Here is a 15,853-nt window from a genome sequence, read left to right on the forward strand (position 1 = left end):
ATGCGGCCAACCTTGCCGCCGGCGCGCCGGCAGCCACACCATAACCAAGAGCTAAAAGGGAAACACCGATGAGAACCTGGCTGATGCAAGCCGTGCGCAAGATCGAGGCGGACTTCAACCGCTCCAGCGACACCCATTTGATTCCGCTGCAGATACCGTCCGCCCCGGACATCCAGCTGTACTTCAAGGACGAATCCACCCACCCCACCGGTAGCCTCAAGCACCGCCTGGCGCGCTCGCTGTTCCTGTACGCGCTGTCCAACGGCTGGATCCGCGAAGGCACGCCGGTAATCGAGGCCTCCAGCGGCAGCACCGCGGTATCGGAAGCTTACTTCGCCCGCCTGCTGGGGCTGCCGTTCATCGCGGTGATGCCGGCCAGCACCTCGCAGGAGAAGATCCGCGCCATCGAGTTCTACGGCGGCCGCTGCCACCTGGTCACCGACCCGGCCACCATCTACGACGAATCCATGCGTCTGGCGCATGAGCTGAACGGCCACTACATGGACCAGTTCACTTACGCCGAGCGTGCCACCGACTGGCGCGGCAACAACAATATCGCCGACACCATCTTCAAGCAGATGGCGCTGGAGCCGCACCCGGAGCCAAGCTGGATCATCAATGGCGCCGGCACCGGCGGCACCAGCGCCACCTTTGGCCGCTACGTGCGCTACCAGCAGAAAAACACGCAGATCTGTGTGGTGGACCCGGAAAACTCGGCGTTCTACGCCAGCTATGAAAGCGGCGACCCGGACTGCACCTGCGAGGGCGGCTCCGGGGTGGAAGGCATCGGCCGGCCGCGGGTGGAGCCGTCGTTCATCCCGACCGTGATCGACCGCATGATCCGCGTGCCCAACGTGGCCAGCTACGCGGCGATTCATTTTCTGGAGCAAGTGCTGGGCCGCAAATGCGGCGGCTCCACCGGCACCAACTTCTACGGCGTGTGCGTGCTGATGGACGAGATGCTGCGCCGCGGCGAAAGCGGCAGCATCGTCACGCTGATCTGCGACGACGGCAACCGCTACCTGAACAGCTACTACGATGCCGGCTGGCTGGCCGCCGGCGGCCACGACATCCAGCCGTGGCTGCAGCGCTACCGCCAGTTCTTCGAGCACGGCCGCTGGCAGGCCTGAGCCGCGGCAGCGGGCTGCCGGCTGCGGCCAACCCTGGCCACCAGCGCAGTGCCGGCCGGGCGATTTATGCAGTTACAATACTGCGTTCACCGCCCGGGCCGTCTACGCTACAAACAGCGGCCCCTGCCGCCGGCACGCTGCCGCGCGGCAACACCACACCGCCTGGATAGCCACGCGCGCAAGGATAAGCGATGCCCAATCGTCTGTTTGCCTGGCTGCTGCTCTGCCTGCTGCCGGCGGCCCACGCCCAGCAGCCACACTTGCAGGTCGCCATCGACGCCAACAACCCGCCGTTCATGTACGCCGACAGCAGCGGCCGCCCGGCCGGGCTGTACGCCGAGCAGCTGCAGGCGCTGGCGCGCCGCAGCGGCATCGCCATCAGCATCGAAACCATGCCGTGGAAACGGGCGCTGGCCTACCTGGAACGCGGCAGCCACGGCGTGGCCGGCATCTACAGCAACCCGGCGCGGCAGCAGCGCTACCTGTTCAGCAAGCCGCTGTATCACGAAGTGCTGACCGTGTATGGCCGCAAGGGCGATGCCCTGCCGCACTACAGCACGATCGCCAGCTTCAACGGCCGCCGTGTCGGCGTGCTGTCCGGCTGGTTCTATTCCGACGAATTCAGCCAGGCGCGCGAGCGCGGCGCGCTGCAGGCGGACGAAGCCAGCCGCGATGCGCAGAACGTGGAAAAACTCAAACTGGGACGGCTGGACTACCTGATCGGCATCCGCGAAAGCATCGAGCCGCTGCTGGGCGGCCAGCTGGAAGCGCGGGGCGTGTTTGCCACCAACCCCACCTACCTGGCGCTGCCGCGCTCTGCGGCCAACCTGCAGCTGTTGCAGCGCATCAACCAGGTGCTGTCGCCGCTAACGCCACCCTAGGCTGGCAGCGCCCCCGGCAGCCGCAAGCCAGCAGCACAGGCAAGAAAAAAGGCCCGCCAGGCGGGCCGAACAAACACACACGGCAGCAGACGGGAACAATCAGCTGTTGCCGAGCACAATACACGCCGCGTGTTACCCGCTGGTGACAGGCGCACGCTCCTGCCGGGAGCGGGTTTCACGGCCGCTGTACGGCGGCCATGACGACCGTGCCGCACTGCTGCGGCCAACGTTTTGTGCCGCCCCACGGCGAACAGACGCTGCCGTGCCTAGCCGCAATGAACCTGGCGCGGCGACGGCACAGCGCGCAGCGCTGCGATCACCACGCCGGCAGCCGCCGCCTGGCCAGCATCGCAGCAACGAAACCGCCACGGCGCGCGCCCAGCGCCAGCCTGGCCCCGCCTTAACCGGCAAGTAGCGGGCAGGCCGCCGCCCGGCTTCTTATCGGGGCCGTCATCAACGGAATACAACCTTAATAATTGTTAGCAGCTTTCCACTAGGGCTGGCTGCCAGCTTGGCTTATGCTCGGAGTGCCTGCGCCACCGGCCGCGTGCCGAGCCTGCCCGGCAGGCCACTCCTGCCAGCCATGGTCGCAACAAGCGGCACCCTTGCTGCCGCCACCCTCCTCTCCAAGAGCGGGGCCCACCGCCGCCATCGCCGGCCGCCAGGCACCAATTTCCGGCTACCCCCGCCACGGGGGTAGCCCAGCCATAACGGAGAACACCATGAAAACCCTGTTATTCGCCCTGATCGCCGCCGGCAGCCTGTCTGCCTGCGTAGTGCAGCCGGCCCGCGTGCACGTGCGCTCCCCCATCGTGCTGGAGCCTGCGCGCGTGGTGGTGCCGGTATACGGCTCTGGCCACTACCATGACCGCTACGACGACGACGATGACGACCGCGGCTACTATCGTGGCGGCTTCTGCCCTCCGGGCCAGGCAATGAAAGGCCGCTGCTAAGCTGCAGCCCCCCGGGCCGCGGCCGCCCGCCGTTCAGACACACAACCTCGCCGCTGCGCCTCTCCACCCGCCATGCCGGCGACATGATCAGGCCCTTGCGCTATGCGCAAGGGCCTGGTGCTTTCTCCCGGCCATAGTTGCCGTCAACCCTCGGCCAGCTCATCGCCCCCCAGCAGGCCCGCGTCGCTCGGTTCGCTATAATCCGGTTACGCCACTTTTTGCCGCGGGAATCGCATGCCGCCGACAGCACTGGAACAGCAGTTAAATTTTCTCAGAGAAATCGACCGTCTGAAGAGCGTGGTGCGGCAGTCGCCACTGCTGGACCAAAGCCGGAAGGAAAACTCGGCCGAGCATTCCTGGCATCTGGCACTGTATGCCTTGCTGCTGCATGACTACGCCGCTGCCCCCGTGAACAGCAACCGTGTCATCCAGATGCTGTTACTGCACGACATTGTCGAGATCGACGTTGGCGACTTCCCTCTCCATGCCGGGTTTTCCAGCGACGTGCAGGCCAAGCAGGAAGCCGCAGCGGCAGTGCGACTGTTTGGCTTGCTGCCGCCGCAGCAAGGCAGCGAGCTGCTTGCCTTATGGCAGGAATTCGAACGTGCCGAGAGCGAAGACGCGAAGTTCGCCAAGGCGCTCGACCGCCTGCAACCGCTGCTCATCAATGTCTTCACCGGTGGCGGCACCTGGACGGAAAACAATGTTTCGCTGGCACAGGTTGTCTCCCGATATGGCCCGGTGATCAAACGCGGAGCACCGCAATTGTGGGCCGTGTGCGAACAATGGGTAATCCGGCACTTTGCCGGGCAAACGGCCGGCAGCCAGCACAAGCAATGAATGGCCGCGGCTGTGCCAGCTACGGCACAGGCGCTGCCCGGCGTGCGTATTCGCCTACGCTCCCGGCGTCGATTCAGAGCATGGCGGGCATGGCGCTTGGCAGCATTGCTTTGCCAGGCAGCGGGCCCTGCCTCAACGCACGCGAGCTGCGCGGTGCAGACGTTGTTTCCCCAAGCCTGACGGCTCAGTGGTGTCGACAGCACGCGTCCGGACGCAATGCCAGCGCGCGTGGCAAGGTACTGCGCGCCCGCTGTCTGGCCGTGCACGGCCGCAGCCCCGGACAACGGTGAACGTCCGCCGAGGCCGCAGCGCCGCCGCAGCGCCGCTCCGCCAGCGACCAGCAACTGCCAGACATGCAAACGGCCTCCCGATTGGGAGGCCGTTTGCTTGCCGCAGGCGCTGCGTCGCCATTGGCGTCACGGCTCAAGCTGTTGCCGTCGTTTCCCCGCCGCGCTAACCGCACGCCCCCACGTGGCCGCAGGCGGTGCAGAACTCGCAGCCGTCCTTCTTGATCAGCGCGCGGTTGCCGCATTCCGGGCAGGCCTTGCCGGCCATTTGCGCCGGCGCCACGCTCACCACCGCGCTTTCGAACAGGTCGCCCTGCTCCGGCACCATCACCCCCATTTCCTCCACCGGCACCCCGTCCTCGCTGAGGATGCCCAGCATGGCGTAGCGATGGATCACCAGCCGCGCCAGGTAGGCTTCGGTGGACGGCCAGCTCTGCGACTTGTCGCTGCCCGGGGTGCGGGCGAAGAAGTCGGCCTGCGGCTCGGCATAGCTCAACAGCTTGCGCAGCTTCATGCCGATCCACGCCGGGTCGATCACCCGCATGTCGAGGCTGAGCATCTTGCACAGCCCGTCCAGCTCGCGCGGGTAGTGGCCGGCCAGCCACAGCGAGTACGGCCGGCGCTGGCCGGTGGGCAGTACCAGTTCCTTCACGAACAGCACGAAATCGTCACCGGTCTGCGGGTTGACCACATCCACCGACCAGCTGATGGTGCCGTCGGGGCCGGATTTCGGCTCCTTGCGCGCGAACAGCGCGTCCATCACCGGGGTGGCATCGCTTGCGGCCAACGTTAGTGCGCCCAGCTGCTCGACACGGTATTTCACCACCCGCCCCAGCGCGGCGGCGGCGGCGCTACTGCCTACCGGGCCGTCGCCCAGCTCGGCGCGGTAGTGGCGGTCGCCGCGGGTAGCCGCCAGCGCGTCCAGCTTGGCGGCCAGCCAGGCGCGGTCGCGGCAGCGCATGTCCATCGACAGCGTCTTGGCAATCGCCCCCAGGCCACGCGGCACATCGCCGTTGACCCAGCATTCGAACGGCAGCGGCGCCTCGCCCGGTTGCTGGCCTTCGATATGGCCCACCATCACCGCGAAGTCGCCCTCCTCGCCTTCCACCATGAAGGTCCACGACGGGTTGCCGTGTTTGAGCTTGGGGCGGTGCGGCCACTTCAGGCTGGCCAGCGCCGGGCTTGGTGCGGTGTTCAGCGTGATGCGGCGGTCCGGGTCGTTCTGATTGCCCAGGTCCTGCGGCAGCTGCTGGCTGGGCGCCGGGTTGGCCGCAGGCGTCGGCTCCACCGACAGCACCGAGCCCAGCACGCTGTTGGGGCGGTAGGTGGTGATGCCCTTCAGCCCGGCACGCCAGGCCTCCAGGTACAGGCTTTCAAAGTCGGCGAACGGGTAATCGCCCGGCACGTTCACGGTCTTGGAGATGGCGGTATCCACATAGGGCGCCACCGCCGCCACCATGCGCATGTGGTCCAGCGCGCTCATCTGCAGCGCGCTGACGAAGTAGTCCGGCAGCGCATTGGTATCGCCGCCCTGCATGCGGTACACGCGGTAGGCGTGGTCTTCCACCAGGTATTCCTGCTGCGTGCCGTCCGCCATGCGCTTCTTGCGGGTGTAGTACCAGCTGAACGGCGGCTCGATGCCGTTGGAGGCATTGTCGGCGAAGGCCAGCGAAATGGTGCCGGTAGGCGCGATGGACAGCAGGTGCGAGTTGCGGATGCCGTGCTTCTTGATGCGCGCCTTGAGCTTGTCCGGCAGGCGGCTGGCGCAGTGCGGCGCGGCCAGGTACTTGTCGGCGTCGAACAGCGGGAAGGCGCCCTTCTCGATGGCCAGATCCACCGAGGCATCGTAGGCGGCATCGCGCATGTGCTCAGAGATGCTGGCGGCCAACCTGCGGCCTTCCTCGCTGTCGTAGCGCACCTTGAGCATGATCAGCGCATCGCCCAGGCCGGTGAAGCCGAGGCCGACGCGGCGCTTGTTCTGCGCCTCGCGCAGCTGCTCCTGCAGCGGCCACACGGTGAGGTCCAGCACGTTGTCCAGCATGCGCACCGAGGTGCGCACCACCTTCTCGAACGCCTTGTAGTCGAAGCTCGGCGCCTCGCCGAACGGCTGGCGCACAAATTTGCACAGGTTGATGGAGCCCAGGTCGCAGCAGCCGTAGTCCGGCAGCGGCTGTTCGCCACAGGGGTTGGTGGACTCGATCACCTCGCAGTAGGACAGGTTGTTGTCGGCGTTAATCTTGCTCATGAACAGCACGCCCGGCTCGGCGTGGTCATAGGTGCAGTGCATGATCTGCTGCCACAGCTCGCGGGCGCGCAGCTTGCGGTACACCCACAGCCCGTCGTCACGCTGGTAGCTGCCGGGGAAGGCGTCGGACGCCGGCGCCACCGCATGGGTCAGCTCCCAGTCGCCGTCGGCATCCACCGCCTGCATGAAGGCGTCGGACACCCCCACCGAGATGTTAAAGTTGGCCAGGTCGCCCTGGTCCTTGGCGTGGATGAAGGCTTCGATGTCCGGGTGGCTGACATCCAGCACCCCCATCTGCGCGCCGCGGCGCGCGCCGGCGGATTCCACCGTCTCGCAGCTGCGGTCGAACACGCGCATATACGACACCGGGCCGGAGGCGCGGCTGTTGGTGCCCTTCACCCGCGCGCCCTTGGGGCGGATGCGGCTGAAGTTGTAGCCGACGCCGCCGCCGCGGCGCATGGTCTCGGCCGACTGCAGCAGCGCCTCGTAGATGCCGACCTTGCCATTCTCGGCCTCGGACACCGCATCGCCCACCGGCTGCACGAAGCAGTTGATCAGCGTGGCCTTGAGGTCGGTGCCGGCGGCGGAGTTGATGCGGCCACCGGGGATGAAGCCGCCGTCCAGCGCCTCGTAGAACAGCGGGGCGAAGCGCTGCGGCTCCTGCTCCAGCGCGGCCAGTGCCTGGGCCACGCGCAGGCGCACTTCGCTTACCGACTGTTCGCCGTTCTTGGCGTATTTTTCCAGCAGTACTTCGCGCGAAATATCCTGTTCCGCAAACACGACGCTGTTATCCCGGTTCATGCCGTCCCCGCTATATGTGGTGTCAGAAAAAATGGAATCTAACTAGATATAGCGGCTCATGACCTTGATAGCCATCAAAGCTGTCCCGGCGGACAGCTTGCGGCCAACCTTGTGCGGCAGCGCTGCAACAGCCGGCAACGCGCGATGCCAAACGACTGCGGCCAGGCTGTCATCCAGCCTGGCCGCATGGTGCACTGTCTTGTTTACTTGAGCTTGATCAGCAGCGGCACGCCGTCCTTGTCGGCTTTCACCTTGTCCGGCTCCAGCACGCTGACGCGGTCTGCCAGCGCCGGCTGTGCCGCCAGCAGCAGCTTGCGTGCCGCCTCGCCGCGTGCCGTGGCCAGCGCGCTCAGCGCCGCCTGGTCCACCTTCTGCGCCGCCAGCAGCTCCTGGCGCATCGCTTGCGCCCGCTCGGCGGTATCCTTCTCGCTGGCCACCCGTTTCAGCCAGGCGAAGCGGCCGATCTGCGCGGCGTAGACATCGCCCACCGCCTTGCGGATCGCCGGGTCGCCCATGTCCGGCAGCGGCAGCGGCTCGTCCGGCTGCAGCTGGTAGGCGGCGCGCTTCAGGATGTCGCTGTCCACGCGGTAGCGCGCCAGCTCGCGGCTGTCCTGCTCGGCGTCGTAGCCACCGCCGATGGCCAGCGCCAGCTTGGGCCGCTTCAGCATCAGCTCGGCCAGCTTGCCCAGCTTCTCGCGTTCCGGCGGCGGGATGCGGTCGTCGCCGGCATCGGCATAAATCTCGTCGAAGCCCTCGCCACCGAACAGCGCGCGGAACGGCGCGGTCACCACCTTCACCAGGATGTTGCGCAGCGCCTGCCACACCAGGTGGCCGTAGGAGAACTCCGGCTGATCCAGGCTGCCGGCCACCGGCAGTGCCAGGTCGATGCGGCCGTCGCTGTCTTCCAGCAGCGCCACCGCCAGCCGCAGCGGCAGGCGGGTACCGTCGTAATTGGCCACCTCGTCGCCCAGCTGGATGTGGTCGATCACCACGCGGTTGTCGCCGTTGAGCTGGCGGTCTTTCAGCAGGTAGCGCAGCTCGGTGGTGAGCCGGCCGTCGGTGATCTGCCAGCCGGCGAAGGTCATCGAGTACGGGTTGAGGCTGCCCAGCGGGATATTGCGGAAGTTCAGCGTCATGTCCAGGTCGCGGGTCACTTCGAACGGCGACAGCGCGCCACGGATGCGCACGTCGCCGAACTGGTCGACGCGGCCGTCCAGCGTCACCGTGCCGCGGCGGCCCGGCTTGCTGGACAGGCCCAGCACGGTACCGGACAGCGAGTGGATGCGGGTGCCGAAGCTGGGCTGCAGCCCCAGGTCGGCAAAGTCCATGCGCGCATTGCGCACGCGGATGGCACGCACGTCCACCACCGGCGCGGCGCTGGCCGCCGTCGTCTTGGCGCTGGCCGCCGGCTTGGCCGCGGCCGGCTGCGGCTTCATCAGGTGCGCGAAGTTGGGCACCCGCTTTTCATCCAGAATAAAGCGCAACTGCGGCGCCACCAGCCGCACGTCGGCAATGCTCACCCGCTGCGGCTGCGCCTTGATACCGCTCACCGCTAGCTGCTGCCAGCCCAGCAGCGGCTCGCGCCGCCCCGGCTCGAACAGCGCCAGCTTGTCCACTTGCGCCTTGCCGTCCGCCTGCCAGCGGCCACCGTTGACGGCGAAGCCCAGCGCGGTGGACAGCTCGCCGCCGCCAAAGCGCAGCACGGTGCTGTCCAGCGCGTACGGCGCCACGCCCTGCAGTGGCAGGCCGCTGGATTGCAGCTGGCCCTTGATGTCCTGCAGGTTGGCCGCAAGCGTGGCATCCAGCTGCAGCTTGCCCTTGCCCAGCGCGGCGCCCAATTGCAGCGCCCAGCCCTGCTGCGGGTCGCCGCTGGCCTTGGCATTGAGCTCTGCCAGCTGCAGTGCCACCGGCGTGGCAGTGGTGGCGTCCTGCCAGCTGACGTTGCCGCCGGCCAGCGTCACGCTCGGGTAGCGCAGCTGCCAGGCCGGCGCCGCCGGCTGGGTGGGTGCGGCCGCCGTGTCATTCTGGCCGCCGCGCTGGCGCAACGCCTCGACGATGTCCAGTTTGCCGGCCTTGTCGCGGCGGGCCGCCAGCTGCAGCCCCTGCAGGCTGATATCGCCCGGGGTGATGCGCCGCGCCGCCAGATCCAGCTCGCTGCTGGCTAGCTGTAGCCCGCCCAGCTGGGCGAACGGCGCGTTGCCGCCGCTGGCTAGCGCCAGCTGCGACAGCGCCAGCGTGGCGCCGCCCACTTTCAGCGCGCCCTTGGCATCGAGCTTGATGCCGGCCTGCAGGCTGTCCAGCTTGAGGCTGGCTGCCAGCGGGCTGATAAAACCCTGATGCACCGCCTTAAGCTGCCAGTTCTCCAGCCGCAGCTGCGCCAGGCTCAGTTGCCAGCCCGGCTCGGCGGCGTTGGCAACCGGCTGGGGCGCAGGTTGCGCGGGCGCTGCCGGCGGCAATGCGGCCAACCAGTCCGGCTGCTGCTTGTCATCCAGCACGGTGGCGAACTCACCGCCGGACAACGTCACCTTGCCCAGCTGCACTTGCTTGCCGATCAGCGCGAACTGGCCGTCGCTCACTGTCAGGCTGGCCAGCTTGAACGGGCTGCCGGTGTGCGGCGCCGCTGCTGCCAGGCCGTCCAGCCGCGCGCTGAAGCCGCGCGACCACACGCTGGCCGACACGCCGGCGAGGTCGAAGTGATACGGCAGCTTCAGCGCCAGCTTGCCCTCGGGTGCGGCCAACTTGAGATACGGCTGCACATACGGCCACAGCCCCTTCAGCGTCAGGCCATCCACCTGCAGCACGCCGTCGGATTGCAGCGGCTGCAGCAGCAGGCTGCCCTGCCAGGCCAGGCGGGTGCCGTCGTCCAGCTCCGCCGCCAGCTGGTAACGGCCATTGTTCTGCGGCAGCGTGGACAGGTTCTGCAGCCGGAAATCCAGCGGCAGCACCTGGCGCTGCACATCGCCGGCCAGCGCGTCCTGCAGGTGCACGCGGCCCTTGTTCAGCGCCAGCATGCGGATCAGCAGCTTGGCCGGCTCGGACTTCTCCTTGCTCTGCGGCTCGGCGCCGGCGGTGGCATCGCGCAGCAGCCGCGTCCAGTTCCACTCACCCTGCCGGTTGCGGCTCGCCCACACTTGCGGCACGTCCAGCGTGATGTCGTCGAACTGGAAGCGGCCGATCAGCAGCGGCAGCGCCTCGGCGTCCACGTTCAGCCGCGCGGCGCTGAACAGGCTGCTGCCGTCGCGGTCGCGCAGCGCCACGTCGTGCACGGTAAGCCGCAGCGCCCACGGCGCGAACTCCACCTTGCCCAGCGTCAGCTTGCGGCCAACCTTTTGTGCCCAGTTGTCGGCGGCGTAATCCACCGCCTTGGGCACGCCGGCCCACAGCCCGGCCATCAGCAGGGCAATGCCGCCGCCGGCCCAGCCCAGGCGTTTGCCCCAGCGACGGGCAGCACCGTGGCCGGCGGGTGTGCTCTCCGGCGAATTCTCTTCATTCATAATTAAACAGTCCTGTAGCACGGGACATGGTTGTCGTCTTTCTTCCACAACCGCCCACGGCAGACGCGCGGCACAGTTGCCGCCGGGCGCTTGCTGCTTTTAGCATGACGCTCGCCTGATGATGATTTTAAACATTGATCAGCAGCGATAATTTTCATCTTTCATTCTATACCGCGAAAGGACACGCATTTTGATTGATCTGTACGGGTTCGGTTACCAACGCCAGCCCCTGCCCCGCCACCCCAGCGACCAGCGCCTGTGCGCCACGCTGGCTTTCCTCACCCTGGCGCAGCGCCGCAAGACACTGCTGAACCACGAACGCCGCTGCACCAGCTCCGGCGCCCATACCTGATTCCGAGCCAACTCATGACCCATAATGCGCAAGCGATCCAGCAATGGCTGGATGACAACCACATCACCGAAGTAGAGTGCCTGATCCCAGACATGACCGGGCTGGCCCGCGGCAAGATCGTGCCGCGCCACAAGTACAACCCCGCCGAAGGCCTGCGCCTGCCGGAAGCCGTGCTCAGCATGACCGTGACCGGCGATTTCCCGGAGCAGGATTTCACCTCGGTGGCCGACCCGGACATGCGCCTGATTCCGGATGCCGCCACCGTGCGCCCAGTACCGTGGGCGAAGGAACCCACCGCCCAGATCATCCACGACTGCGTCAATTTCGACGGCAGCGACGCCGCCCTGGCGCCGCGCAATGTGCTCAAGCGCATCCTCAAGCTGTATGAACAGGAAGGCCTGTCCGCCATCGTGGCGCCGGAAATGGAGTTCTACCTGGTACAGGTGGAACCCGACGAAGACATCCCGCTGCGCCCGCCGGTTGGCCGCACCCGCCGCACCGAGGCCGGGATGCAGAGTTTCAGCATCGACGCCGTCAACGAATACGACGACATCTTCGATGTGATGTACGACTGGTGCCAGGCACAGGGCCTGCAGCTGGATACGCTGATCCACGAGATGGGCACCGCGCAGATGGAGATCAATCTCGACCACGGCGACCCGCTGGCGCTGGCCGACCAGGTGTTCCTGTTCAAGCGCACCGTGCGCGAGGTGGCGATCCGCAACAATATGTACGCCACCTTCATGGCCAAGCCGATGCAGGGCCAGCCGGGCAGCGCCATGCACATCCACCAGAGCGTGGTGGATGCCGACGGCCGCAATATCTTCAGCCAGCCGGACGGCAGCGCATCAGACGCCTTCTTCCACTTCATCGGCGGCCTGCAGACCTATCTGCCGGCGGCGATGCCGTTCTTCGCGCCGTACGTGAACAGCTACCGCCGCCTCAGCCGCTTCACCTCGGCGCCGATCAACCTCAGCTGGGGCTACGACAACCGCACCTGCGGCCTGCGCGTGCCGCATTCCGGGCCGGAAGCGCGGCGGGTGGAAAACCGCCTGGCCGGCGTGGATGTGAATCCCTACCTGGCGCTGGCCGCCAGCCTGGCCTGCGGCTACCTGGGCATGCAACAGCGCATCAAGCCCAGCGAGCCGCTGACCGGCAGCGCCTACGAGCAGCCGCACCAGCTGCCGCGCCACCTGGACGACGCCATCGACATGCTGCTCAAGTGCCAGCCGCTGGCGGAGATCTTCGGCGAGCACTTCATCCAGACCTATGGCGCCATCAAGGAGGCCGAGTACCGCGAGTTCTTCGACGTGATCAGCCCGTGGGAGCGCCGCTTCCTGCTGCTGCACGTGTAAGCCGCCACGCGAGGTAACGCCATACAGGCCGGGCAGCTGCCCGGCCTTTTTGCATCCTGCTTGCCAGCTACATACGCCACGGCTTAGCGTGCAGCTTTTGCCACCGGAATATCGCCATGCGCCTGCTGCCGCTCGCTCTGCCCCTGCTGCTCGCCGCCCGCCTCGCCGGCGCCGCCCCCTGCCTGCCGGACACCGCGACGGGAGAGTGGTGCGAGGCCCCGCTGGCTGCCTTGCACCCCACCCAGGGTGGCGTCGGCATGCTGCAGGTGGCGGACGAGGCGGAGGAACTACGCGCGCTGTCCGCCGACAAGCTGGCGAGCAAAATCCGCAAGAAGGCGATCCCGGTGGTGATCGGCCCGCAAGGCCGGCTGTACCTGGTGGATCGCCACCACTTCGCCAGCGCGCTGCTGCGCATCGGCGTAACTGCCGCCAGCGTGCAGGTAATCGGCCACCTGCCGCACGCCGACGATTTCTGGCCGCAGATGCAGGCGCAGCACTGGGCCTGGCTGCGCGACGAGCACGGCCAGCCGCTGGACCCGGCCGCGTTGCCTACCACCCTGGCGGCGCTGCCGGATTACCCGTACCGCAGCCTGGCCGGCCTGCTGCAGGACGACGGTTACTTCGGCAAGCGTGACGAGGTGTACTTCGTGGAATTCGCCTGGGCCAGCTGGCTGGGGCAGCGCATGGGCTGGGCGCCGCTGGATCGCAGCAGCCTGCCGGCGCGGCTGCAGCAGGCCAAGCAGCTAGCCTGCCAGCCGGATGCCAGCGCGCTGCCGGGCTACCCCGGCAAGGCCTGCCGCTGAGCCTGCGGCCAACCCTGGCGTTTTGAGCTGCGCCGCCGGCTGCGCTATGCTGCGCAGCCATTCAAGGAGACCGACATGCCGCCGCTGCGCTGGGACATTTTCTGCACCGTGATCGACAACTTCGGCGACATCGGCGTGACCTGGCGCCTGGCGCGCCAGCTGGCGGCCGAGCACGCCGCCGAGGTGACGCTGTGGGTGGACGACCTGGCGAGCTTCGCGCGCATCGCGCCGGCGCTGGATGCGAGCCTCCCCGAACAGATACTGGGCGACATCCGCGTGCGCCACTGGCGCCAGCCGTTCGGCAGCGATTTCGCGGTGGCCGACGTAGTGATCGAAGCCTTTGCCTGCGAGCTGCCGGAGCCCTACCAGCAGGCGATGGCGGCACGGGCAAAAAAGCCGGTGTGGCTGAACCTGGAATACCTGTCGGCGGAAGACTGGGTGGCCGGCTGCCACCGCATGGCCTCGCCGCATCCGCGACTGCCCTTGACCAAGTACTTCTTCTTTCCCGGTTTTGACGAACACAGCGGCGGCCTGCTGTGCGAAGGCGGCTTGCTGGCCGCGCGTGACGCCTGGCAGGCGGACCGCGCCGCGCAGGACGCCTACTGGCAGGCACGCGGCGTGCCGCCCTGCCCGGCTGGCGGGCTGCGCCTCAGCCTGTTCGCCTACGATACCCCGGCGGCGGCGCAGTGGGCCGCCACGTTGGCCGCAGGCACGGCGCCGGTACAGCTGCTGGTGCCACAGGGCCGCGTGCTGCCGGACGTGCTGGCCGGCATCGGCATCCAGCAGCCGGCGCGGCCCGGTGACCGCTTCCAGCACGGCGCGCTGGAAGTATGCGTGCTGCCGATGACCGACCAGGACGGCTACGACCGCCTGTTGTGGAGCTGCGATCTGAACATCGTGCGCGGCGAGGACAGCTTCGTGCGGGCGCAGTGGGCCGGACGGCCGTTCATCTGGCACATCTACCGCCAGGACGAGGACGCGCATCTGGAAAAACTGGATGCCTTCCTGCAACGCTATCTGGCAGCGCTGCCAACGGCCAGCGCCACCGCCATCCGCGACTTCCATCAGGGCTGGAACCGCGATGCGCTGGCCCCCGATGCCTGGCCGCGGCTGCTGGCGACGCTGCCCGCCTGGCAACCGCACGCGCGGCGCTGGCCACAGCAACAGCTGGCGCACGGCGATCTGGCGACGAATCTGGTGCAATTTGCCAAAAAGCAGCTACAATAGCGGGTTTTCCGGAAACCCGTTTCCGATTCTGATTCAAGACTTTAGGACTTTAGACGCATGAAAACCGCTCAGGAACTCCGCGCTGGTAACGTATTCATGGTAGGCAGCGACCCGATGGTCGTGCAGAAAGCCGAATTCTCCAAATCCGGCCGCAACTCCTCCGTTGTGAAAATGAAGATGAAGAACCTGCTGACCGGTTCGGCTTCCGAAGCCGTTTACCGTGCAGACGACAAGTTCGACGTTGTGGTACTGGAAAAGCGCGAGTGCACCTACTCCTACTTCGCCGACCCGATGTACGTGTTCATGGACACCGAGTTCAACCAGTACGAAGTTGAAGCCGAGAACATGGAAGAAGTGGTGCCGTTCATCATCGACGGCATGGAAGACAAGTGCGAAGTGACCTTCTACAACGGCAAGGCCATCTCCGTTGAGCTGCCGACCACCGTGGTTCGCGAAGTGGAATACACCGAGCCGGCCGTACGTGGCGACACCTCCGGCAAGGTACTGAAGCCGGCACGCATCAAGGGCACCACCCTGGAGATTCCGGTGCCGGCCTTCGTTGAAATCGGCAACCTGATCGAAATCGACACCCGCACCAACGAATTCAAGAAGCGCGCCTGATCGCCCGCCTCTGTTCGCAAAACCGGCAGCCTGCGCTGCCGGTTTTTTTATGCGGCCAACCTTGCCGCCGGCGGGCAGCAACGGTATCATCCGCCGCATCCTGAGGGAGTAGCCGACCCGCGAGAAAGCGGGGGCTTGCGTCAACACACTTGGCTGTTCAGCCATGGCGCAAGCGACAGCAATGTCTGGCAAGACTCATGATTCGTCACAGACTTTGCCGGGGCTGCGTCTTGACGGGTCATGTGTCGTGCGCAGCCCCTTTGGAATCCTCATGTTATCCCAAGCTTTCCTGCTCTCCACCGGCATTGTTTCCCTGGCCGAAATCGGCGACAAGACCCAGCTGCTGGCGTTGTTGCTGGCCACCCGCTTCAAGAAACCCGTTCCCATCATCCTGGGCATTTTCACCGCCACAGTGCTGAACCACTTCGGCGCCGCCTGGCTGGGGCAGTTCGCCAGCAGCTACATCAACATGGATGTGCTGAAGTGGCTGCTGGGGGCGTCGTTCATCGCCATGGCACTGTGGATGCTGATCCCGGACCAGCTGGACGACGACACCCGCCTGCTGGACAAGCTGGGCGTGTTCGGCGCCACCTGTGTCGCCTTCTTCCTGGCCGAGATGGGCGACAAGACCCAGATCGCCACCGTGGCGCTGTCGGCGCGCTATCACGATACCGTCTCCGTGGTGCTGGGCACCACGCTGGGCATGATGGTCGCCAACGTGCCGGCGGTACTGCTGGGCGAAGTGGCGGCGCGCAAGCTGCCGACCGAGCTGGTGCACCGCGTCGCCGCCGGGCTGTTCGTGGTGGTCGGCGTGCTGACTTTCCTGGCCTGAGCGCCTGAGGCGCAGCAACGACAAGGGGCCCA

12 protein-coding genes and 1 riboswitch are annotated in these 15,853 nt (G+C 66.8%); of the genes, 10 read left to right on the top strand and 2 right to left on the bottom strand.

Going from position 1 to position 15,853, the window contains the following annotated elements; genetic code table 11:
* Positions 1-68 precede the first annotated feature (68 nt).
* The 4 genes from ACFOLG_RS17175 (at position 69) to ACFOLG_RS17190 (ending at position 3,804) form a co-directional block, all read left to right on the top strand.
* Positions 69-1,130 carry a PLP-dependent cysteine synthase family protein gene (locus ACFOLG_RS17175; protein ID WP_386094301.1) on the top strand — a complete coding sequence of 354 codons (1,062 nt, stop codon included), beginning with the start codon at positions 69-71 and terminating at the stop codon, positions 1,128-1,130.
* 191 nt (positions 1,131-1,321) lie between these two features.
* Entirely contained in the window at positions 1,322-2,011 is a 690-nt protein-coding gene (locus ACFOLG_RS17180; RefSeq protein WP_386094304.1) for a substrate-binding periplasmic protein, read from the top strand.
* 722 nt (positions 2,012-2,733) lie between these two features.
* The gene (locus ACFOLG_RS17185; RefSeq protein WP_386094307.1) at positions 2,734-2,964 is read left to right on the top strand and encodes a vir-repressed protein; all 231 of its coding nucleotides are present in this window, start codon (positions 2,734-2,736) and stop codon (positions 2,962-2,964) included.
* Between the two features lie 234 nt (positions 2,965-3,198).
* Positions 3,199-3,804 (top strand): HD domain-containing protein, encoded by a 606-nt coding sequence (locus ACFOLG_RS17190; protein WP_386094309.1) that lies wholly within the window; start codon positions 3,199-3,201, stop codon positions 3,802-3,804.
* Positions 3,805-4,257: 453 nt separating this feature from the next.
* On the opposite strand, the gene ACFOLG_RS17195 is transcribed toward ACFOLG_RS17190, so the two are convergent.
* Together ACFOLG_RS17195 and ACFOLG_RS17200 are read right to left on the bottom strand one after the other, a co-directional pair.
* The gene (locus tag ACFOLG_RS17195; RefSeq protein WP_386094312.1) at positions 4,258-7,137 is read right to left on the bottom strand and encodes an adenosylcobalamin-dependent ribonucleoside-diphosphate reductase; all 2,880 of its coding nucleotides are present in this window, start codon (positions 7,135-7,137) and stop codon (positions 4,258-4,260) included.
* Positions 7,138-7,340: 203 nt separating this feature from the next.
* On the bottom strand, positions 7,341-10,631 hold the full coding sequence (locus ACFOLG_RS17200; RefSeq protein ID WP_386094315.1) for a DUF748 domain-containing protein: 3,291 nt from the start codon (positions 10,629-10,631) through the stop codon (positions 7,341-7,343).
* Positions 10,632-10,821: 190 nt separating this feature from the next.
* Between ACFOLG_RS17200 and ACFOLG_RS17205 the strand changes: the two genes are divergently transcribed.
* The 6 genes from ACFOLG_RS17205 (at position 10,822) to ACFOLG_RS17230 (ending at position 15,821) form a co-directional block, all read left to right on the top strand.
* On the top strand, positions 10,822-10,983 hold the full coding sequence (locus ACFOLG_RS17205) for a hypothetical protein (protein ID WP_386094318.1): 162 nt from the start codon (positions 10,822-10,824) through the stop codon (positions 10,981-10,983).
* Between the two features lie 14 nt (positions 10,984-10,997).
* Complete coding sequence (locus ACFOLG_RS17210) at positions 10,998-12,338, top strand: glutamine synthetase family protein (RefSeq protein ID WP_386094321.1); 1,341 nt, start codon at positions 10,998-11,000, stop codon at positions 12,336-12,338.
* A gap of 116 nt (positions 12,339-12,454) precedes the next feature.
* The gene (locus ACFOLG_RS17215; RefSeq protein WP_386094324.1) at positions 12,455-13,141 is read left to right on the top strand and encodes a ParB-like protein; all 687 of its coding nucleotides are present in this window, start codon (positions 12,455-12,457) and stop codon (positions 13,139-13,141) included.
* Positions 13,142-13,216: 75 nt separating this feature from the next.
* A complete protein-coding gene (earP, locus tag ACFOLG_RS17220) occupies positions 13,217-14,368 on the top strand; it encodes an elongation factor P maturation arginine rhamnosyltransferase EarP (RefSeq protein WP_386094326.1) in 1,152 nt (383 codons plus the stop codon).
* A gap of 57 nt (positions 14,369-14,425) precedes the next feature.
* Entirely contained in the window at positions 14,426-14,989 is a 564-nt protein-coding gene (efp, locus tag ACFOLG_RS17225; RefSeq protein WP_088964968.1) for an elongation factor P, read from the top strand.
* 99 nt (positions 14,990-15,088) lie between these two features.
* Positions 15,089-15,250, top strand: a riboswitch (yybP-ykoY riboswitch).
* Between the two features lie 10 nt (positions 15,251-15,260).
* Positions 15,261-15,821 carry a TMEM165/GDT1 family protein gene (locus ACFOLG_RS17230; RefSeq protein WP_386094329.1) on the top strand — a complete coding sequence of 187 codons (561 nt, stop codon included), beginning with the start codon at positions 15,261-15,263 and terminating at the stop codon, positions 15,819-15,821.
* Positions 15,822-15,853 lie beyond the last annotated feature (32 nt).

This window comes from Vogesella facilis (genome assembly GCF_042648525.1).
Lineage (GTDB): Bacteria > Pseudomonadota > Gammaproteobacteria > Burkholderiales > Chromobacteriaceae > Vogesella > Vogesella facilis.

Excerpts from the sequence above, each read along its gene's own strand:
- ACFOLG_RS17190 (WP_386094309.1), top strand. The coding sequence starts at position 3,199 with ATGCCGCCGACAGCACTGGAACAGCAGTTAAATTTTCTCAGAGAAATC.
- ACFOLG_RS17175 (WP_386094301.1), top strand. The coding sequence starts at position 69 with ATGAGAACCTGGCTGATGCAAGCCGTGCGCAAGATCGAGGCGGACTTC.
- ACFOLG_RS17215 (WP_386094324.1), top strand. The coding sequence starts at position 12,455 with ATGCGCCTGCTGCCGCTCGCTCTGCCCCTGCTGCTCGCCGCCCGCCTC.
- ACFOLG_RS17180 (WP_386094304.1), top strand. The coding sequence starts at position 1,322 with ATGCCCAATCGTCTGTTTGCCTGGCTGCTGCTCTGCCTGCTGCCGGCG.
- ACFOLG_RS17195 (WP_386094312.1), bottom strand. The coding sequence starts at position 7,137 with ATGAACCGGGATAACAGCGTCGTGTTTGCGGAACAGGATATTTCGCGC.
- earP (WP_386094326.1), top strand. The coding sequence starts at position 13,217 with ATGCCGCCGCTGCGCTGGGACATTTTCTGCACCGTGATCGACAACTTC.
- ACFOLG_RS17230 (WP_386094329.1), top strand. The coding sequence starts at position 15,261 with ATGTTATCCCAAGCTTTCCTGCTCTCCACCGGCATTGTTTCCCTGGCC.
- efp (WP_088964968.1), top strand. The coding sequence starts at position 14,426 with ATGAAAACCGCTCAGGAACTCCGCGCTGGTAACGTATTCATGGTAGGC.
- ACFOLG_RS17185 (WP_386094307.1), top strand. The coding sequence starts at position 2,734 with ATGAAAACCCTGTTATTCGCCCTGATCGCCGCCGGCAGCCTGTCTGCC.
- ACFOLG_RS17200 (WP_386094315.1), bottom strand. The coding sequence starts at position 10,631 with ATGAATGAAGAGAATTCGCCGGAGAGCACACCCGCCGGCCACGGTGCT.
- ACFOLG_RS17210 (WP_386094321.1), top strand. The coding sequence starts at position 10,998 with ATGACCCATAATGCGCAAGCGATCCAGCAATGGCTGGATGACAACCAC.